This is a genomic window from Aliidongia dinghuensis, assembly GCF_014643535.1.
GTDB classification, from domain to species: Bacteria; Pseudomonadota; Alphaproteobacteria; order ATCC43930; family CGMCC-115725; genus Aliidongia; species Aliidongia dinghuensis.
On the sequence record NZ_BMJQ01000038.1, the window covers coordinates 1 to 19,080 of the forward strand.

17 protein-coding genes are annotated in these 19,080 nt (G+C 67.8%); 11 read left to right on the top strand and 6 right to left on the bottom strand.

All coding sequences use genetic code 11. The features are described from left to right. The 6 genes from IEY58_RS33650 to IEY58_RS33675 all read left to right on the top strand — a co-directional run. Nucleotides 1–815, top strand: an 815-nt coding sequence (locus tag IEY58_RS33650; RefSeq protein ID WP_229744167.1) for an ammonium transporter, incomplete at its 5' end; no start/stop codon positions are given. Between the two features lie 241 nt (nt 816–1,056). Then, nucleotides 1,057–2,250 (top strand): aminotransferase class I/II-fold pyridoxal phosphate-dependent enzyme, encoded by a 1,194-nt coding sequence (locus IEY58_RS33655; protein WP_308422471.1) that lies wholly within the window; start codon nt 1,057–1,059, stop codon nt 2,248–2,250. A gap of 81 nt (nt 2,251–2,331) precedes the next feature. Continuing rightward, entirely contained in the window at nt 2,332–4,800 is a 2,469-nt protein-coding gene (locus tag IEY58_RS33660) for a DNA translocase FtsK (protein ID WP_189052587.1), read from the top strand. A gap of 128 nt (nt 4,801–4,928) precedes the next feature. Next, complete coding sequence (locus IEY58_RS33665) at nt 4,929–5,588, top strand: LolA family protein (RefSeq protein WP_189052573.1); 660 nt, start codon at nt 4,929–4,931, stop codon at nt 5,586–5,588. A 40-nt stretch (nt 5,589–5,628) separates the two neighbouring features. Further along, the gene (locus IEY58_RS33670; protein WP_189052574.1) at nt 5,629–6,405 is read left to right on the top strand and encodes a gamma-glutamyl-gamma-aminobutyrate hydrolase family protein; all 777 of its coding nucleotides are present in this window, start codon (nt 5,629–5,631) and stop codon (nt 6,403–6,405) included. 367 nt (nt 6,406–6,772) lie between these two features. Further along, complete coding sequence (locus IEY58_RS33675) at nt 6,773–7,456, top strand: fumarylacetoacetate hydrolase family protein (protein ID WP_189052575.1); 684 nt, start codon at nt 6,773–6,775, stop codon at nt 7,454–7,456. A gap of 21 nt (nt 7,457–7,477) precedes the next feature. On the opposite strand, the gene IEY58_RS33680 is transcribed toward IEY58_RS33675, so the two are convergent. Next, on the bottom strand, nt 7,478–7,915 hold the full coding sequence (locus IEY58_RS33680) for a GNAT family N-acetyltransferase (RefSeq protein ID WP_189052576.1): 438 nt from the start codon (nt 7,913–7,915) through the stop codon (nt 7,478–7,480). Nucleotides 7,916–8,040: 125 nt separating this feature from the next. Between IEY58_RS33680 and xth the strand changes: the two genes are divergently transcribed. Beyond that, entirely contained in the window at nt 8,041–8,838 is a 798-nt protein-coding gene (xth, locus tag IEY58_RS33685) for an exodeoxyribonuclease III (RefSeq protein WP_189052577.1), read from the top strand. After that, nucleotides 8,835–9,506 carry an HAD family hydrolase gene (locus IEY58_RS33690; protein WP_189052578.1) on the top strand — a complete coding sequence of 224 codons (672 nt, stop codon included), beginning with the start codon at nt 8,835–8,837 and terminating at the stop codon, nt 9,504–9,506. Before xth ends, IEY58_RS33690 begins: the two co-directional genes overlap by 4 nt. Nucleotides 9,507–9,762: 256 nt before the next feature. Here the strand turns inward: IEY58_RS33690 and IEY58_RS33695 are convergent, their stop codons facing one another. The 5 genes from IEY58_RS33695 to IEY58_RS33715 form a co-directional block, all read right to left on the bottom strand. Further along, nucleotides 9,763–10,134 (bottom strand): DUF2019 domain-containing protein, encoded by a 372-nt coding sequence (locus IEY58_RS33695; RefSeq protein ID WP_189052579.1) that lies wholly within the window; start codon nt 10,132–10,134, stop codon nt 9,763–9,765. A gap of 23 nt (nt 10,135–10,157) precedes the next feature. Further along, entirely contained in the window at nt 10,158–10,529 is a 372-nt protein-coding gene (locus IEY58_RS33700) for a DUF2019 domain-containing protein (RefSeq protein WP_189052580.1), read from the bottom strand. Nucleotides 10,530–10,831: 302 nt separating this feature from the next. Continuing rightward, nucleotides 10,832–12,268 carry a serine hydrolase gene (locus IEY58_RS33705; RefSeq protein WP_189052581.1) on the bottom strand — a complete coding sequence of 479 codons (1,437 nt, stop codon included), beginning with the start codon at nt 12,266–12,268 and terminating at the stop codon, nt 10,832–10,834. Nucleotides 12,269–12,272: 4 nt separating this feature from the next. Beyond that, complete coding sequence (locus tag IEY58_RS33710) at nt 12,273–12,746, bottom strand: cyclic nucleotide-binding domain-containing protein (protein ID WP_189052582.1); 474 nt, start codon at nt 12,744–12,746, stop codon at nt 12,273–12,275. Next, on the bottom strand, nt 12,743–15,388 hold the full coding sequence (locus IEY58_RS33715; RefSeq protein ID WP_189052583.1) for an ABC transporter ATP-binding protein: 2,646 nt from the start codon (nt 15,386–15,388) through the stop codon (nt 12,743–12,745). The genes IEY58_RS33710 and IEY58_RS33715 overlap by 4 nt, the downstream gene beginning before the upstream one ends. A gap of 171 nt (nt 15,389–15,559) precedes the next feature. On the opposite strand from IEY58_RS33715, the gene IEY58_RS33720 reads away from it, so the two are divergent. The 3 genes from IEY58_RS33720 to IEY58_RS33730 form a co-directional block, all read left to right on the top strand. After that, nucleotides 15,560–16,795 carry a glycosyltransferase family protein gene (locus IEY58_RS33720; RefSeq protein ID WP_189052584.1) on the top strand — a complete coding sequence of 412 codons (1,236 nt, stop codon included), beginning with the start codon at nt 15,560–15,562 and terminating at the stop codon, nt 16,793–16,795. Between the two features lie 10 nt (nt 16,796–16,805). Beyond that, nucleotides 16,806–18,125, top strand: coding sequence for a glycosyltransferase family 4 protein (locus tag IEY58_RS33725; RefSeq protein WP_229744169.1), 1,320 nt, complete (start codon nt 16,806–16,808; stop codon nt 18,123–18,125). Continuing rightward, nucleotides 18,098–19,080, top strand: a 983-nt coding sequence (locus tag IEY58_RS33730) for a glycosyltransferase family 4 protein (RefSeq protein ID WP_189052586.1), incomplete at its 3' end; no start/stop codon positions are given. The genes IEY58_RS33725 and IEY58_RS33730, both read left to right, overlap by 28 nt.

A 19,080-nucleotide genomic window follows, 5' to 3' on the forward strand; every position in this document is an offset into this window, starting at 1 on the left:
GCCTGCTCGTCTATGCGCCGATCGCGCACTGGGTCTGGGGCCCGGGCGGGTTCCTGAACGACGCCGGCATCCTCGACTTCGCCGGCGGCACGGTCGTCCACATCAATGCCGGCGTCGCCGGCCTCGTCGCCTGCCTGATCATGGGCAAGCGCCGCGGCCTCGGCAGCGAGCATTTCGCGCCGCATAACCTGGTGCTGTCGGTGATCGGCGCGTCGTTGCTCTGGGTCGGCTGGTTCGGCTTCAATGCCGGCTCGGCGTCGGGCGCCAACACGAACGCCGGCATGGCGATGGCGGTGACGCAGATCGCGACCGCGGCCGCAGCGCTCGGCTGGATGTTTGCGGAATGGGGCCTGCGCGGCAAGCCGTCGGTCCTGGGCATCGTCTCGGGTGCGGTCGCGGGCCTGGTCGCGATCACGCCGGCCTCGGGCTTCGTCGACCCGACCGGGGCACTCGTCATCGGCATCGTCGCCGGCGTCGGCTGCTACTTCAGCGCCACCAGCATGAAGAAGCTGTTCGGCTATGACGACAGCCTGGATGCGTTCGGCGTGCATGGCATCGGCGGCATGATCGGCGCGGTCCTGACCGGCGTCTTCGCCAAGGCCGCGATCGGCGGCGACGGCAAGAGCGGGCTCATCGACGGCAACCCGGGCCAGATCCTGGTCCAGCTCGAAGGCATCGCCGCCACCGTCATCTATTGCGCAGTCGCGAGCTTCGTCATCCTCAAGGTCCTCGACCTCGTCGTCGGCCTGCGCGTCGAGGAGGAAATCGAGCGCGACGGCCTCGACCTCGCGCTCCACGGCGAGACGGTCCAGTAACGAAACGCCCCAACGAAACACCCCTCGGGTCCTGTCCCCGGACCCCTGGCGTTCCCTGGTCGGCGCCCCTTCGAAAGGAGGGGCGCCGATTTTCGTCTCGCCACCCATAGGGCTTTGATTCTAGAATCCCCTTGAAGAGTCCGGGCTAACGCCGTGATTCGACTTGGCTGTCGATGCGGCAAGACTGGCCCGGGCCGGGGCGCTCGTTCGTGAGGGAAGGCGCCCGTTCGAGAGGGAATAAGTGTTGATCAACGAGCGACTTGACCGGCTCGGCGAGAATCCGTTCGTGCGTCTGAACGCACTCCTGGCGCCGATCACGCCGCGCGCCAACGAGCGGCCGGTGCTGCTGTCGGTCGGCGAGCCGCAGCACGCGCCGCCGCCGTTCCTGGCCGAGGTGATCGCGGCGCACGGCGATCTCTGGAACCGCTATCCGCCCGTCATGGGCACGGACGACTACCGCCAGTCGGTCGCGGATTGGCTGGCGCGCCGCTATGGGCTCGAGCCCGGCATGGTCGAGCCGCAGCGCCACGTCCTGGTGCTGTGCGGCACCAAGGAAGGCCTCTATCTCGCGACCCAGCTGGCCGTGCCGCAGATCGAGTCGGGTCGGAAGCCGGTCGTGCTGCTGCCCAACCCGTTCTACCTGGTCTACCGCGGCGCCGCTTCGATGGCCGGCGCCGAGATCCAGCCGATGCCGACGACGCGCGCGACCGGCTTCCTGCCGGATTTCGACGCGATGGCGCCTCAGACGCTCGAGCGCACGGCACTCGCCTTCCTGTGCAGCCCGGCCAATCCGCAGGGTGCCGTCGCCAGCCTCGACTATCTGAAGCGGGCGATCCAGCTGGCGCGCGAGTACGATTTCACGCTCATCGTCGACGAGTGCTACTCGGAGATCTGGGACAAGGCGCCGCCAACGGGTGCGCTCGAGGCCTGCCGGGCCTTGGGCGGCAGCCTCGACAATGTGCTCATATTCCACAGCCTGTCGAAGCGCTCGAACGCCGCGGGGCTCCGCTGCGGCTTCGTCACGGGCGACCCGAAGCTCATCGCCAAGTTCCAGACCCTGCGCAGCTTCGGCGCGTCGCAGGTGCCGATGCCGATCCAGGCCGGCGCCGCGGCGCTCTGGCGCGACGAGGCCCATGTCGAGGCCAACCGCGCGCTCTACCGGTCCAAGTTCGACATCGCCGAGCGCATCCTCGGCGGCCGATTCGGCTTCTACCGGCCGGCCGGCGGCTTCTTCCTGTGGCTCGAGGTCGGCGACGGCGAGGCGGCGGCGCGCCGCCTGTGGCAAGAAGCCGCGATCAAGACCCTACCGGGCGGCTACATCGGCCTGCCCGACGCGAACGGCGAGAATCCGGGTGCCGGCTTCCTGCGCGTGGCGCTGGTGCATGACGATGCGACATTGACGAACGCGCTCGAACGGCTGGCGCAGGTATTGTGAGGAAGCGGCGCGCGCCATGAACCGTTACTCCATGAACCGCATGCGTGAGGAAGCGAGGGAGACCCGCCGGTGAAGATCGCCATGGCCAACCTGTCGGCCACGCTCGACAAGACCCGCGACAGGACCCGCGACCCGGGCCTGAAGGAATTCCTGCGCCGCCGTCTCAACGAGCTGGCGGGCGGCGTGCTGTTCGTCGCCGCCATCATCCTGTTCCTGATCCTCGCGACATACGACCATACCGACCCGTCGTGGAACCAGGCGATCGACAAGGTGCCGGCCAATTTCGGCGGCCAGTCGGGCGCGATCCTGGCCGACGTGCTGATCCAGAGCGTGGGCTTCGCGAGCGTGCTGGTGCCGACCATCGTCGCGGTCTGGTCGCTCCGGCTCCTCCTGCAGCTGCCGATTCGCCGGCTCTGGGTGCGGCTTACCCTGCTTCCCTGCCTGATGGTGGCGGCCGCCTTGAGCCTTGGCATCTTGCCCGGCAACCTGGGCGGCGTCATCGGCCGGCTGTTCTGGGCGAACATCGCGCTCGGTCCCTTGACCGGCCCCGTCGGCGCCGCGATCGGCGGCCTAGTGGCACTCGGCCTGATCTATGTCCTGGGCCTGACGCGCAGCGAATGGCGCGAGGTCGGCCGCGGCGCCGGCAAGGTGGCCGTCGCCTCGCGCCTGGGCGGCCAGGTGGTCGCCAAGGCCGGCGGCAAGGTCGGGCTCTCCACCTGGCGCTGGGGCCGCAGTCTCGCCGAGTCGCGCCGACGGACAACTGAAGAGCCTGGCGAGGAGCCCGGTGTCGAGCGCACGCCCCGCGAGCCGGCGATCCGCATCCGCCGCCCGGCCGCCGACGCGGCACCGGCGATGGAACGGCGCGAGCCGACCATGGGCGAGCCCGGCACCCACCATCCGGCACCGCGCGAGCCGGTCATGGGCGCCCGGCGCGAGCTTGCCCCTGGCGTGGTGGCACCGAAGCAGGCGGCCCCCGCTCCCGCCAAGCGCGTCGAGCAATCGCGCCAGCAGAGCCTCGACCTCGAGCCGCAGGCGCAATATGACCTGCCGCCGCTCGATCTCCTGGCCGAAGTGCCGCTCGCCCGCGGGCTTGCGGGCCCGAGCGAGGAGGCGCTGCAGCAGAACGCGCTCTTGCTGCTGAACGTGCTCGAGGATTTCGGCGTCAAGGGCGAGATCGTGAAGGTGCGCCCCGGCCCCGTCGTGACGCTCTACGAGCTGGAGCCGGCGCCCGGCACCAAGTCCTCGCGCGTCATCGGCCTCGCCGACGACATCGCGCGCTCGATGAGTGCCGTGTCGGTGCGCGTCGCGGTCGTCCCCGGCCGCAACGTGATCGGCATCGAACTGCCGAACGCCAAGTCCGAGACGGTCTATCTGCGCGAGCTCATGGCGTCCGACGCCTACGAGCGTTCGTCGGCCAAGCTCAGCCTGGTGCTGGGCAAGGACATCGGTGGTGCCCCGGTCGTGGCCGACCTTGCCAAGATGCCCCACCTGCTGATCGCCGGGACGACCGGCTCCGGCAAGTCGGTCGGCATCAACACGATGATCCTGTCGGTGCTCTATCGGATGCCGCCGGACCAGTGCAAGTTCATCATGATCGATCCGAAGATGCTGGAACTGTCGATCTACGACGGCATCCCGCATCTGCTCGCGCCAGTCGTGACCGATCCGAAGAAGGCGGTGGTGGCGCTCAAGTGGACGGTGCGGGAAATGGAGAACCGCTACCGCGCCATGTCGAAGCTCGGCGTGCGCAACATCGAGGGCTACAACGCGCGCCTCGCCGAGGCGCGCGCGCGCGGAGAGGTGCTGTCGCGCCGCATCCAGACCGGCTTCGATCCCGAGACCGGCGAGCCGCAGTTCGAGGACCAGGCGCTCGATTCGAACCCGCTGCCGTTCATCGTCGTCGTGGTCGACGAGATGGCCGACCTGATGCTGGTCGCCGGCAAGGACATCGAGGCGGCGATCCAGCGCCTGGCCCAGATGGCGCGTGCCGCCGGCATCCACATCATCATGGCAACGCAACGCCCGTCGGTCGACGTCATCACCGGCACGATCAAGGCGAACTTCCCGACCCGCATCAGCTTCCAGGTCACGTCCAAGATCGACAGCCGCACCATCCTGGGCGAGTCGGGCGCCGAGCAGCTCCTGGGCCGCGGCGACATGCTCTACATGGCCGGCGGCGGCCGCATCACCCGCGTCCACGGGCCCTTCTGCTCCGACGGCGAGGTCGAGGCAGTGGTGAACTTCCTGAAGAGCCAGGGTCAGCCCAGCTACATCGAGGAAGTGACCGAGGACGAGGGCGGCGACGAGGCGGGCGAGAGCGCCGTGTCCGGCAGCGGTGGCGGCGGCGACGGCGATTCGAACGACCTCTACGACCAGGCGGTGGCGCTGGTGACGCGCGAGAAGAAAGCGTCGACCAGCTTCGTCCAGCGCCATCTGCAGATCGGCTACAACCGCGCCGCCCGCATCATGGAGCGCATGGAGCAGGAAGGCGTCGTGAGCCAGGCGAACCATGTCGGCAAGCGCGAGGTGCTGGCCCCGCCCCCACGCTGATCCCGGCGCGCTGATCCCGGCCCGCTGAGGGCAGGGGCTGCGCAACGTCGCCCTTGCATCGACATAATCGGCCCGCCAAATCAGGGGTGCCTTCCCCTTCTCGCTGAACATCGGAGCGGCCAGATATCATGCCCACCCCGAGGCCCCTTTCCCGCCGCGCGCTGATGCGCGGTGCCGCGGCCGTGGCGCTCGCGGCCGCCCTGGGGCCCCGCCTCGCCCGCGCGGCAGCACCGGTCGCGGCAACCTTGACCGCCCAGGACCAGGCCGACCTGAAGCGGATCGAGAACTATCTCGACAATATCAAGACCATGCAGGCGCTGTTCCAGCAGACGAACCCGGACGGCTCGACCGCCGAGGGCGAGGTTTACATGTCGCGCCCCGGCAAGATGCGGTTCGAATACCAGCCGCCGGTGCAGATGTTCATCGTGTCCGACGGCAATTACGTCGCGATCGACGATCTCGAGCTCAAGAACGTGCAGTTCTATCCGGTCGAATCGACGCCGGTCTGGTTCCTGCTGCGCGAGGCGATCAAACTGTCGGGCGACGTGACCGTCACCCGGTTCGAGCGCGGGCCGAAGAGCCTGCGCGTCACCTGCGTCCAGACCAAGGACCCTGGCAACGGCGCCATCACGCTCGTGTTCCAGGACGACCCGCTGGTGCTGAAGCAATGGATCGTGCTCGATCCGCAGCAGCGCTCGACCACCGTCGCCTTGATCGACCCGCAGCAGGGGGTACAGTTCAAGCCCGAAATGTTCTACCTGCCGACCAACACGAAGGAGCGCGGCTGACCGCCGCCCCTCGCCTCGAGCTCACGCCGGATCGCCGCCGATGCCCAAGCCCATGCCCCTGATCGCCATTCCCTGCTGCCGCCGCGTGCTGGACGAGCACGCCATCCACATGGTCGGCGAGAAATACATCCTGGCGCCACTCGAGGCCGCGGGCTGCCTGCCGGTGCTGATCCCGGCGCTGGGCGACCGGCTGGATCCGGCCGATCTGGTCCAGCGCTTCGACGGGCTGCTCCTGACCGGCAGCCCATCCAACGTCGAGCCGCACCACTATGACGGGCCGGAACCGCCGGCCAACAATCTCACCGACCCGGAGCGGGACGCGACCACGCTGCCGCTCATCCGCGCGGCGATTGCGGCCAAGCTGCCAGTGCTCGGCATCTGCCGCGGCCACCAGGAGTTGAACGTGGCGCTGGGCGGCAGTCTGCATCAGGAGGTCCACGAGGTCGACGGCCGCATGGATCACCGGTCGGACAAGACCGGCACGCCCGACCACAAATACCGGCTCGTGCATCCGGTAGCCCTCGTCCCGGGCGGCCTGTTCCAAGAGTGGGCCGGCGGCGCCGAGCGGCTCGAGGTGAATTCGCTGCATGGCCAGGGCATCGACCGGCCCGCGCCCGGATTGGTCACCGAGGCACTGGCACCGGATGGTCAGATCGAAGCCGTCCGGCTCGACGGCGCTGATTTCGTCGTCGGCGTGCAATGGCACCCGGAATGGCGGGTGCTGGAAAACCCGTTTTCGATCAAGCTGTTCGAGGCGTTCGGCGCGGCCTGCGCCCGTCGGGCGGCCTTGCGCGCGGGGATCGGTCGGGCGGCGTAAGCCGGCATTTCACGCAACCCGACTCTAGCTAACACCGGAGCAGCCAATCAGTTTCATGCAGGACCCGGCCGTCCGGCATGCAACAAGTGCAGTTGTTGCGGCGCTGCGACACCCCAATTATTTTTTTGAAGTGATCGAGGACCTCGACGTCCTGATCCCGACTGGTTCCCCTGCCACATCGGGCTCCCCCAACGGCACTTCACCCCCCGACGCCCGGTCATCCCCCCTGACCGGGCGTCACCCTTTTTCGGGCCCTCTGTCGCAGGAACCAGGCTCGCGGCAGCGTTGAAGCCGTCTCATCCCCATGCTTTCATGCGGGCCCGTCGCCGCCACCCATCCGCCGCCGTTTCTTCGCCAGAGGTCCTTCATGGCTTATGCCGTTCCCGCCCCCGCCCTCGTCACGGTTCCCGTGGTCGGTGGCGATCCCTTCCCCGTGCGCCGGATCTATTGCGTCGGCCGCAACTACGCCGCCCATGCCCGCGAGATGGGCAGCAACCCGGACCGGGAGCCGCCGTTCTTCTTCATGAAGCCGGCCGACGCGATCTTGGCCACCGGCTCGACCATGGCCTATCCGCCGCAGACCAAGGACCTGCATCACGAGATCGAGCTCGTCGTCGCCATCGGCAAACAGGGCAAGGACATCCCGGTCGCCGAAGCGCTGGACCATGTCTATGGCTACGCCGTCGGGCTCGACATGACCCGGCGTGACCTGCAGAACGAGGCCAAGAAGACCGGCCGGCCGTGGGAGATGGGCAAGGGCTTCGACCAGTCGGCGCCGATCGCGCCGATCCACAAGGCGGCCGACGTCGGCCATCTCGCCAAGGGCGCCATCTGGCTCAAGGTCAATGGCGAGATCCGCCAGCAGGGCGACATCGCCGACCTCATCTGGTCGGTCGCCGAGAGCATTTCGTATCTCTCGGCCCTGATGGAGCTCCATCCTGGCGATCTCATCTATTCCGGCACACCCGAGGGGGTCGCGGCCGTGACCCACGGCGACAAGCTCCTGGGCCATGTCGACGGCCTCTCCGATCTCGCGATCACCATCGGCTGAGGCGAGCGGCCCGCGTTGCCGTTAGGGCGATGCGGGCCGGAGCCGCTTCATCAGATATTTCGGCGATTCCTCGAAGCCCTGGCGGGCATAGAATTCGTGCGCACGGGTCCGGCGGATGTGGCAATGCACCTCGATCCGGTCGCAGTTGCGTGCCGTCGCCGCCTCGACCGCCGCGGCTTCGAGCCGCCGGCCGACGCCGCCGCTCCGCGCGCCGTCACCGACGCAGAAATAGCTGATGCGGCAGAAGTCGCCCTCGAGCGGCAATTGCGGGATGAAATGCAGCGAAATGAAGCCCTGGACTTGGGTCCCGTCCTCGGCGACCAGCAACAGGGCATCCGGATGGGCGAGCAGGCGGCCGATCTGCTGGGCGACCAGATCCTCGGTCACCGGATAGTCCAGTTGGAACAGCAGCTTCACAATCGCGTCCTTGTCGTGGACGGTCGCCGACCTGACGATCATCGCCTGCCTCTCGATGCCGGGGGAGCGGCAGATTAGGCGACGGTGCCGCGCACGGGAACGGGTTTGCAAATCAACCCGCCAATGCGTAGGAACCAGGCAAGGGAAGCGAACGGAAGTCGAGCCAAATGAAGATTGCCACCTGGAACATCAATTCGGTCCGCCTGCGCCTCGGCAATGTCGAGCGGTTCCTGGCCGAATCCGATGCGGACGTGCTGTGCCTGCAGGAGACCAAGACGGTCGACGACACGTTCCCGGCGGCAGCGCTCAAGGCGGCCGGCTACACGCACCAGATGATCCACGGCCAGAAGAGCTACAACGGCGTCGCCATCGTCTCGCGCCTGCCGTTCGTCGCGACCGGCGACGCCGCGGGCGCGCGCGGCTGGTGCGGCAAGGAGGATTGCCGGCACATCTGGGCGCGGCTCGCGAACGGCATCGAGCTGCATAATTTCTACATTCCGGCCGGCGGCGACATCCCGGACCCGGTGCAGAACGAGAAGTTCGCCCACAAGCTGCAGTTCCTGGACGAGGTGACGGACTGGCTCGGCGAAGAGGCCGACCGGCGCAACACCATCCTGGTCGGCGACCTCAACATCGCGCCGCTCGAGCATGACGTCTGGTCGCACAAGGCGCTCCTGGACGTGGTCAGCCACACGCCGATCGAGGTCGAGAAGCTGGACAAGTTGCAGCGCGCCGGCGGCTTCGTCGATTCGGTCCGCCATTTCGTGCCGGCGGACGAGAAGCTTTATTCCTGGTGGAGCTATCGGGCGAAGGACTGGGACGCGGCCGACAAGGGCCGCCGGCTCGACCATATTTGGGTCACGCCCGACTTGGCGGGCTCGCTCGCGAAGGCCGAGATCCTGCGGCCGGCACGCGGCTGGGACCAGCCGTCCGACCATGCGCCGGTCATGGTGACGTTCGGATGATCGATCTCGTCATTTTCGACTGCGACGGCGTGCTGATCGATACCGAGCGCCATTGCTGGACCGCCGATGCGGCACTGCTCACGGCGGCCGGCATCGCGATCAGCGAGGAGGAGGTCGCGCGGCGCTTCACCGGCATCTCGTTCAAGGACATGTACCGGGCGCTCGAGGCGGAGCACGGCATCACCCTGCCCAAGGGTTTCCATGAGACGGTCGACGCGGCAATCCGCGCCGCCTGCGTCGCGGCCGGGCCGAACCTGGCCGTGGCCGGCGTTGCAGACGCGATCGCCCGGATCCGCCAAGCGAAATGCGTCGCCTCCTCGTCGAACCCGGCGTGGCTCGAACGCTACCTCGGCCAGGTCGGGCTCTGGTCCGTCTTCGCACCGAACGTGTTCAGCGCCGTCGAGGTGACACGCGGCAAGCCGGCGCCCGACCTGTTCCTGCATGCCGCCCGCAAGATGGGCGTCGCGCCCGAGCGCTGCCTCGTCATCGAGGACAGCGTGCCGGGCGTCACCGGTGCTACCGCCGCCGGCATGCGCGTGCTGGGCTTCACCCAGACCGCCTGGGACCCCAAGACCCACGGCCCGCGGCTGATCGAGGCCGGCGCCGTCGCGACCTTCGACGACATGCGCGTGCTGCCGGCGCTGGTGCGCGAGGCCGACCTCTCCTGAGGCCGCCTCAGCCCCAGTAGCCGGGCTTACCGCTCGGCTTCGGCCGGCGCGGCTTCGGGTCGCGGGCAGTAGGCGTCGGGAAATCGGGCCGCGGCCGTCCGAGCCCGACGAGCAGACCATAAAGCATGGCAAAACTCCCTCATCGCTGTGGTACGCGAGGACTATGCCGCCCGGCCGGCAACAGGGGAAATCGATTGATGCGATTGCATCGATTTGTATTACCTATTGCTGGAGACGCCGCCTGCCGCCAGAGCCGCTAAGTTGGCTTGAAGATGCCGTCGTCGAGAGCGTGCAGCGTCATTCCGGCGGCAAGCTTCAGCGAATCAGGTGCCCGTAACCGCACCTCCTCAATGACGGCCCGAGCACGAACGGGATCAAGAGCAAATATTGACTTCGCCGTATAGTAACGAACAGAGAACTCTGGGTGATCGAGGAGCTTAAACAACTGTTTCCGCGCTTCAAGTCCTCGTGTTTTAAACTCCTTATTTACTGCGTCTAGCTTCTTGTAGGTTCTGTTCGCAGCAGGGGCATCGCCATCCACGACAGCCTTGCCATGGGTCAGTGCCCACGATTCAAAAGAATCTACCAACTCATCGTCGCTCAATTTGCTGAGGTGCTGGCGCGCCATTAACCTTCTCCCTGGCACAGCCGCTAACTCGGCTTGAAGCTGCCGTCATCGAGCATACGCAAAGTCATTCTGGCATCTCCAGCGAGCGCACTTGGGCCGCCCGAACTCACATCTTCAATGATGACTCGAGCACGAGCCGGTTCAAGTGCCAGCAACCAAGTCGCGGCATAGTAGCGAACAGTGAGTTCCGAGTGATCAAATAACCGATTTAGGTTAATTCGCGACTGATCGCCGCGCGCGCTTAGCTCGTCGTGAGCGGCCTTAAGCTTCCAGTAGCTTTTTTTCGCGACGGGGAGATCGCCATTGATAACGGCATTGCCATGCGATCTCGCACTGGCTGCAAATAATTCTATTAGCTCGTTGTCACTAAGTTTTGAGAGGCTCCGCTCGGTCATTTCAGGACTCCGAAGCTTTTCATTGCTTTAAGCCAAACTCGTACCGCTCATCCCACCTCTCGGCTAAGGGCACCGCTGTTGACCCGCCCGCTCAACTGGCTGCTCAGCGCCTGCGAGCGGATCGCCGCCAAGGTCGAAAAGCGAAAGCCGCCGAGGCAACGATGCCCGGCAGCTTCGCTGAGTACGATCGAAGATCGGGCACCCTATGAGCGTAGGCCCGCCTCTCTCGAGGCTAGCGAGTGTCGGTCAGATCTTCTGGAACGGCAAGCAAAAATTGGAACAAAATAGGAACATTTCGTCCACTACCGCCGCAAATCCGTGTTCCCCGCCGCATGCATCGAGACGACCTTGCCGGCCCCGTCCAGGTCGAACGTCAGTTTCTCGCCGACGAGCGCGCCGGCGGTGAATTTGAACTCATTGCCACCGGCCGGCTCCAGCAGGATGCGCGTCTTGGCCGGGTCGCCGGCGCCGGCGTCCTGCCAGGCGAGCCGGCCGTCGACGAGCACGATCTCGGAATCGCGGCCCTCATTCGTGTAGCGGCCGACGTATTTCGACCAGGCGGGATCGGCGACCTGCGGCGCGCGGCCGAGCGCCTCCGCGGCCGTGACCGGGCCGGTCAGTGCCGAGAATGCCTCGTCGACGAAGCGGGTCGGGCCGTTCTCGTCGGCATTGATCAGCACCACGACGCCGAGCTTCGTCGCCGGATCGATGTCGAGCCGCCCGGCATAGCCGGCGCCGCGGCCGGCGTGGCCGATGCGGCTCTGGCTGCCGACCCGCCGGGTCTGGAAGCCCAGGCCCTGGCCGCCCGACCAGTCGGGCCAGACCGCCTGCACCCGCAGCATCTCGCGCCGGCTCGCCGCCGACAGCACGTCGGAGTCCGCATCCGACAGGAACAGCGCGGCGAGGCGGGCCAAGTCGGCCGCCGTCGAGATCACGCCGGCGGCGCCGTACATGCCGCCCATGTGCATGTAGGGCCGCGGCGCCCTGGTGCCGTCGGCCTGGCGATAGCCGTAGCCGACGGCGATGCCCTTCTCGCTGTCCGGCGGCGGGTTGACGAGCGTATGCGTCATGCCGAGCGGCTGGGCGATGTGGCGGATCACGTAATCCTCGAACCGCTCGTCCGAGACCGCCTTCACCAGCTGACCCAGGATGGCATAGCCGAGGTTGGAGTATTTCCACAGCGTCTCTGGCGGGATCGCCGCCTCCTGCCGGTCGAGGTCGGCCATCAGCTGGTCGCGCGTCGGCATCACCCGCTCCTGCCACGAGGCGCTGAGCGGCTCGCGCGGCAGCCCGCCCAGATGCAGCAAAAGCTCGCGGATCGTGATGGTCGGGTGCGGATCGCCGGCGAGCCGGAAGGTTGCCAGATGCTTCTGCACCGGGTCGTCGAGGTCGAGCAGACCGGCGTCGCGCAGCTGCATGATCGCGACGGCGGTGAAGAGCTTCGAGATGGAGGCGACGCGGAACGGCGTGTTCTCGGTGACTGGCGTGCCCGTGGCGACATCAGCCAGGCCGTAGGAATGGACCCAGAGCGGTGTCTGATCGTGGATGACGGCGACCGCCATGCCGGGAAAGCCACGCTTCGTCACTTCGCCGGCGAGCGTCTGTTCCAGCCCCTGAATCGCCGCCAGCACCTTGGGATCGGTGACGATCGGATCCTGGGCGGAGGCCGGCCAGGATGCGAAGCCCAGGAACGCGAGCCCGAGGAATGCGAGCCCTGGCGCCAGGGCAATCCGCTTCACGCGCTCAGCCCTTGGCCATATGGGCGGGGTCGACCTCGGCTAGCACGCGGCGCAGCTGGGCCGTAGTGTTCTCCAGCCGCTGCGCGATCACGCGCATGATGGTGAGCGACATCTTGGGGAACTCGGTCAGCAGGCGGAAGAACAGGTCCTTGGAGATGCGGAGCGTCACGACGCGCGAGCGCGCCCGGATCGAGGCCGTGCGCGGCACGTCGCACAGGATCGCGATTTCGCCGACGAATTCGTTGCGGCCGACGTTGGCGACCGCCCGCGGGCCGCCCGGACCGTCGATCAGCACCTCGGCGTCGCCCTCCATGATGATGTAGGCGGCATCGCCCATGTCGCCCTGGTGGAACACGTATTGGTCGGGGTCGAACGTCACCCGCTCTGCCGTGAACGCAATGAGCTTGAGCTTCGCCGGCTCGATTTCGGCAAAGAGCGGCACCCGGCGCAACATCTCGACTTCTTCGAGCAGACTCATGTCTCTGCCTCAATCAGCTGCATCAACGGCGACTCCGGATGATCGAGCTCGGCGAAGCTGCCCTGCCCGGTCACCTGACCGCCACCCATCACGACAACATGGTCGAACTGTCGGGCGAAGCGGGCGCGCTGCAGCACGGCGATCAATGCCGTATCTTTGCATTGCTCCTGCAGCATCGCCAGGATTTGCTGCTGGCTCACCGGATCGAGCACGGCGCCCGCCTCGTTCAGGATCAAGATGTCGGGTCGCTTGATCAACGCCCGGGCGATCGCCAGCTTCTGCCGCTGCGGCGCGGTCAGGCGCGAGCCGGCACTGCCGACCTGATAGTCGAGGCCGACCTCGCTCACGACCGTGCAGAGCCCCGTCTGCTCGAGCACCTGCGTCACCAGCGCCTGCACGCGCGCCACCCCTTGCGCCGCGTCGAACGCGACCGTGCCGAACAGCACGTTCTCGAGAATGCTGGCCGACGCGTTGTAGCGGTCGGGATCGAAGAACTCGATCAGCGAACGTTGATGCTCCGGCAGATCGGCGCGGAACACCAGGCGCGCCTCGACGACCCGGCGGCGCAGCCCCTCGTCGATCAGACCCAGGCGATGGCGGGTCTCGACCAGGCGGAACGACAGCGCGATCAGCCGGTCGCGGTCCGCCGGCTTCAGCCGTCCGATCCCGACCTGGTTCACCCGGTTGAGGATCGCCCGGTAGTCCGGCAGCTCGTCGTAGGCGATGAAGCTGAACTGGTCGAAGAACTCGTGCCCGGGTGCCAGGTCCGCGAACAGTTCGAGCATGGTCTCGGCGATCTTGGCGCCGGTCGAGATCAGGTCCTGCGTCAGCCCGACCTTGTCCAGCACCTGCCGGACGTGGAAATTGCTCGCGAGCCGCGCGGGCGCGAACGTGTCGTCGACCGGCGTGCCGAACAACAGGTTGTCGCCGAACGACATGTTGGTGTTGTAGCGGTCGATGTCGAAGCGCTCGACCAGCCGCTCCATGCCGGCCTCGACCAGCTGCCGGGCGAGCGCCTCGCGCGCGCCCACGAATCCGGCGGCGGCATCGGGCCGCGCCTTGTCGTCGAGCCGGCCGCGCAGGCCCAGGCGGTAGATGTCGTCCTCGAGATCGACATAGCCCACCACTTCGAGCAATCGCCGGGTCATGGCCGGCACATCGGCGCACCCGGCCTCCGCATAGTCGACCCAGTCGGCCTCGATGTCGAAATCGAGATTGCCGGCGCGGCGCGCCTCGCCGAGCGCCTTCTGCCGGCGCTTGTCGTCCGCAGAATCGCGCTCGGGCGGTCTCACCGGCCGGTGCTTCAGGCCGAACAGCAGATTGTCGCGGATGCTGGCGGCGAACAGGCCGGCGTTGGCACCGATATAGGCGATGCGCCGGCCGGTGACCGCATAGGGCAACTGGTTCACGTCCAGGCCGCCGATCAGGATACGGCCGGTCGTCGGCACCAGGAGACGCGCGAGCAGCATGGCAAGCTCGCTCTTGCCGGAAGTGCCGTTGCCGACGATCGCGATTTGCCGGCCGGGCGGCAGCGTCAGGTCGACGCCGTCGAGGATATGGGCCCGGTCATCCTCGCTATAGCCGAGGCCGCTCGTCGCGATCTCGCCGGCGAGGTGCGGGATCACGTCGGGCTCGGCCATCTGCAGCGTGCGATCGATCAGGCCCGGCGGCTGGAACTGCTCGACGACCTGCTCGTACTTGATCCGGCTGTCTTCCTTGGTTTGGTAGAAATCGAGCAGTTCCTTCCAGGGTGCCGCCAGGTCCTTGTAGGCCGAGAGCACGGCGACGAGCGAGCCGAAGGAGAGCTGGCCGCGGATCACCAGGTAGCCGCCGATCGAATAGAAGAAAAACGGCGTCAGCTGGTTGATCATGTTGTTGAGGAATTTGACGAAGAACTTCCGCTGATAGATCTCGAACCGGATGCCGTAGATCCGGCCGAGCCGCTCGGCGAAGTCGGCAAGCTGCAGGCGTGCCGAGTCGTTGGCATGGATTTCCTGGATGCCGCCGACCGATTCGCCGACCCGGTCGGCGAGCGTGCGGATCGTGCGCACCCGCTGCTTGCCCAGCTGGTTGACCTTGCGTTGCAGCTTCGGGATCACATAACCCTGCATGGGGTAGAGCGCCACCGCCGCGGCGCCCAGCACCGGGTCCTGCACGAACAGGAAGAAAATCGCAGTCAGGAGCGTGCCGCCCTGCTGGGCCGGCAAGGCGAAGGCGTCGCCGATGAAGCCGCCCAGCGGCTCGACCTCGGAGGTGATCATCGGGATGAGCTCGCCTGGCGAGGTGCGCCGGAACTGCAGCAGCGGAAAGCGGAGGATGCGGTGATAGAGCTCGAACCGGAGACGGCGCAGCATGCGTTCGCCGAGCCGACCCTTCAGTACGTTGATCCAGTACTTGAAGCCGCCGTTGACGATCACCATCGCCAGGAACAGGCCGCACAGCAGGGCGAGATAGCTCGTCTGGGTGAAGTGCAGGCTGCCGATTTGCTCGCGCAACCCCTTGCCATTGATCGCGTTGATGATGGTCTTGGGCAGATCGAGCGAAAAATAGTAGAAGGGCAACGACAGGGCCGTCAGCGCCAAAACGGCGAGCTGGTCCCTGTAGCTGTACCTGAGGATGAATCCATAGATGGATTTTTCCATGGGCTGGGCGCCGGGAACGGGTCCGATCACAGGCGGCGCCGCGGCCTCCACAGGGCGCGGTTCGGAAATTTGTTCGATCGTGGCGGGCTGGTCCGTCATGAAATGCTGGTATCCGGGCAGCCTGAGCTATGCGATGGTCGGTGGCCCGCCGAAGTTCCTCCGACGGTCGAGATGTTCCCTTCAGGCATACACAAGCGCGTCCTGATCTACAGCCACGACAGCATGGGCCTCGGTCATCTGAGGCGCTGCCGGACGATTGCGCACGCGCTGGTCGATGCCGACCCGCGTCTTTCGGTGCTGATTCTATCGGGTTCGCCGATCATCGGCAGCTTCGATTTCCGCACGCGGGTCGATTTCGTCCGCGTGCCCGGCGTGATCAAGCTCAGGAACGGCGCCTATACCTCGTTGAACCTGCCCTTCGCGATCGAAGAGACGCTGGAGATGCGCGCCTCCATCATGCGCCATACCGCCGCAATTTTCGATCCCGACCTGTTCCTGGTCGACAAGGAGCCGCTCGGCCTGCGCGGCGAGGTCCGGCCGACGCTCGAGCTGATGCGCGCGCGCGGCGTGCCCTCGGTCTTGGGCCTGCGCGACATCATGGACGAGCCGGGCCAGCTCTCGGAGGAATGGCAGCGCAAGCACGTCATGCCGGCGCTCGAGGACCTGTACGAGCAGATCTGGGTCTATGGCCTGCCGGGGATCTGCGACCCGCTCGAGGGCCTGGCCGTGCCGGCCGCGGTGCGCGACAAGATGCGCTACACCGGATACCTGAAGCGCAGCGCGCCGGCGCATGCCGCGACCGGCATCGCATCGCCGTTCGACGAGCCCTATCTTTTGGTGACGCCCGGCGGCGGCGGCGACGGCGAGACCATGATCGACTGGGTCATCTCGGCCTATGAGGCGACCGACGACCTGCCCTGGCCGGCGCTGCTCGTGTTCGGTCCGTTCATGTCGGCCGAGCGTCAGGCGGCCTTTTCGGCCCGTGTCGCCGCCCATCCGCGGCTGCAGGCCATCACGTTCGACGCCCGGCTCGAACACCTGATGCAGGACGCCGCCGGGATCGTCGCCATGGGTGGCTACAACACGTTCTGCGAGATCCTGTCGTTCGACAAGAAGGCGCTGATCGTGCCCCGCACCGAGCCGCGGCTCGAACAGTTCCTGCGCGCGGAACGGTCGCAGGAACTGGGGCTGACGCGCATGCTGGCCGATGACGGCCGCCGCGCGCCTGCGGCGATGATCGAGGCGCTGCGCCGCCTGCCGGACCAGCCCGCGCCGTCATCGCGCTATGTCGAGGGCCTGTTGGGCGGGCTCGACGAGGTCAACCGGCTCACCACAGGCTTGATCGATCGCCCGACCGAGCTCTGCTCGAAACTGCCTCAGCGTCGCCAGAGCCTCCCGTCCGCATGAGATGGGCGGCATGAGACGGATCGCCGTCGTCGTCAAAGGCTATCCGCGCTTGAGCGAAACCTTTATCGCCCAGGAGATCCGGGCACTCGAGGAAGCCGGACTCACGCTCGACCTCGTCTCGCTCCGGCGGCCGACCGACAGCCAGGTCCATCCGATCCATCGCGAGATCGCCGCGAGCGTCAACTACCTGCCGGAATATCTGCACGAGGCCCCGGTCCGGGTCTGGCGCGCCTGGCGCCGGGTCCGCCGCCGGCCGGCCTACCGGGCGACGCTCGCGCTGTTCCTGAAAGACCTGCGCCGCGACCTGACGCGCAACCGGGTCCGCCGCTGGGGCCAGGCGCTGGTGCTGGCCGCGGAGCTGCCGGACGCCACCGATCTGCTCTACGCCCATTTCCTGCATACGCCCGCCTCGGTCGCGCGCTATGCGGCGCGGCTCGCCGGATGCCAATGGGCGGTCTCGGCCCACGCCAAGGACATCTGGACCACGCCCGACTGGGAGAAGCGCGAGAAGCTCGCCGATTGTGCCTGGGCCACGACCTGCACTGCGGTCGGCCGCGATCACTTGGCAGCACTGAGTCCGCCCGGCAAGCCGGTGCTGCTCGGCTACCACGGGCTCGATTTCCGACGGCTGCCGGCGGCGCCGGATGGCGCAGGCGCGGGCGACGCGCGCAACGGCGGCGATCCCGACCGGCCGGTACGGCTGCTCTCGGTCGGCCGCGCCGTCGCGAAGAAGGGCTATCCGGACCTGCTCGCGGCCCTGGCGCGGCTGCCGGCCGAGCTGCATTGGCGCTTCACCCATATCGGCGGCGGCAAGGACGCGGCTGCGCTCAAGGCGGAGGCCACGGCCCTCGGCCTCGCCGACCGGATCGAATGGCGGGGTGCCGCCGCCCAGGAGACGGTGCTCGCCGCCTATCGCTCGGCCGACTTGTTCGTGCTGGCGAGCCGCATCGCCGCCGATGGCGACCGCGACGGCCTGCCCAACGTGCTCATGGAGGCGCAGAGCCAGCGGCTCGCTTGCCTCGCGACGGAGGTCGCGGCGATCCCGGAGCTGATCGAGACGGAACGGACCGGGCTGCTGGTGCCCCCCGGCGATCCGGCGGCCTTGGCGGCGGCACTCGACCGGCTGATCCGCCATCCCGCGCTGCGCGAGCGGCTCGCCGCCGCCGGCCATGCCCGGGTGCGCGAGCGCTTCGGCTTTAAGACGACGATCGACGAACTGGCCGCCCGGCTTGGCGGATCGCACCTGGGCGGATCGCACCTAGGCGGATCGCAACTGGATGGATCGGTCGCGAACGAGGCGGCATGCGCATCGGCTTCTACGCGCCGCTGAAGCCGCCCGACCATCCGGTGCCATCGGGCGACCGGCTGGTGGCGCAATCGCTGATCCGGGCGCTCGGCCTTGCCGGCCACGAGGTCCGCGTCATGAGCCGGCTGCGCAGCCGCGACGGCCGGGGCGATCCCGTCCGCCAGGCACGGCTCGCCGCTATCGCCTGCCGTCAGCCAGACCGCATCCTGCGGCGGGAGAGCGCGGCTCCACCGGAACTCTGGTTCACCTATCACCTCTATCACAAGGCGCCGGACCTGATCGGGCCGGCCGTCGCCGACCGGCTCCGCATCCCCTATGTCGTGGCCGAGGCGTCCTTCGCCGGCAAACAGGCGGTGGGGCCCTGGACCGCCGGCCATGCCGCAGTCCAGGCGGCGCTCGGCCGGGCCGACGCCGTGATCGGGCTCAACCCGGCCGACGCCGCCGGCGTCCTGCCGCTGCTGGCCGACCCGGGGCGCTACCACGCCCTGCCGCCGTTCCTCGATCTGGCGCCATTCGACGCGGCCCGCGCCGCGCGCGACGAGGCGCGCCGGGCGCTCGCCGCCGCCCGGGGCCTCGATCCCGCCCTGCCCTGGCTCGTTACCGTCGCCATGATGCGGCCCGGCGACAAGCTTGCGTCATATCGCCTGCTGGGCAGTGCCCTCGCCCGGCTCACCGACCGGCCGTGGCAGCTCCTGGTCGTGGGCGACGGCGAGGCCCGGGACGAGGTCATGGCCGCGCTTGCGCCGCTTGAGCCCCGCGTGGCCTGGCTCGGCGCCCTGCCGCCCGAGCGGGTTCCCGCCTGTCTCGCCGCGACCGACCTGCTGGTCTGGCCGGCGCTCAACGAGGCCTGGGGCATGGCGCTGCTCGAGGCGGCGGCGGCGGGCCGGCCGATCGTCGCCGGCCGGGTCGGCGGCGTGCCGGCGATCGTCGTCCACGGCGAGACCGGCCTGCTCACCCCCGGCGGCGACGCGGCGGCGCT

What these genes read in the sequence shown, in the direction of transcription:
- IEY58_RS33660 (WP_189052587.1), top strand. Translation starts at nt 2,332, where the DNA reads ATGGCCAACCTGTCGGCCACGCTCGACAAGACCCGCGACAGGACCCGC.
- IEY58_RS33665 (WP_189052573.1), top strand. Translation starts at nt 4,929, where the DNA reads ATGCCCACCCCGAGGCCCCTTTCCCGCCGCGCGCTGATGCGCGGTGCC.
- IEY58_RS33670 (WP_189052574.1), top strand. Translation starts at nt 5,629, where the DNA reads ATGCCCAAGCCCATGCCCCTGATCGCCATTCCCTGCTGCCGCCGCGTG.
- IEY58_RS33675 (WP_189052575.1), top strand. Translation starts at nt 6,773, where the DNA reads ATGGCTTATGCCGTTCCCGCCCCCGCCCTCGTCACGGTTCCCGTGGTC.
- IEY58_RS33680 (WP_189052576.1), bottom strand. Translation starts at nt 7,915, where the DNA reads ATGATCGTCAGGTCGGCGACCGTCCACGACAAGGACGCGATTGTGAAG.
- xth (WP_189052577.1), top strand. Translation starts at nt 8,041, where the DNA reads ATGAAGATTGCCACCTGGAACATCAATTCGGTCCGCCTGCGCCTCGGC.
- IEY58_RS33690 (WP_189052578.1), top strand. Translation starts at nt 8,835, where the DNA reads ATGATCGATCTCGTCATTTTCGACTGCGACGGCGTGCTGATCGATACC.
- IEY58_RS33695 (WP_189052579.1), bottom strand. Translation starts at nt 10,134, where the DNA reads ATGGCGCGCCAGCACCTCAGCAAATTGAGCGACGATGAGTTGGTAGAT.
- IEY58_RS33700 (WP_189052580.1), bottom strand. Translation starts at nt 10,529, where the DNA reads ATGACCGAGCGGAGCCTCTCAAAACTTAGTGACAACGAGCTAATAGAA.
- IEY58_RS33710 (WP_189052582.1), bottom strand. Translation starts at nt 12,746, where the DNA reads ATGAGTCTGCTCGAAGAAGTCGAGATGTTGCGCCGGGTGCCGCTCTTT.
- IEY58_RS33715 (WP_189052583.1), bottom strand. Translation starts at nt 15,388, where the DNA reads ATGGAAAAATCCATCTATGGATTCATCCTCAGGTACAGCTACAGGGAC.
- IEY58_RS33720 (WP_189052584.1), top strand. Translation starts at nt 15,560, where the DNA reads ATGTTCCCTTCAGGCATACACAAGCGCGTCCTGATCTACAGCCACGAC.
- IEY58_RS33725 (WP_229744169.1), top strand. Translation starts at nt 16,806, where the DNA reads ATGAGACGGATCGCCGTCGTCGTCAAAGGCTATCCGCGCTTGAGCGAA.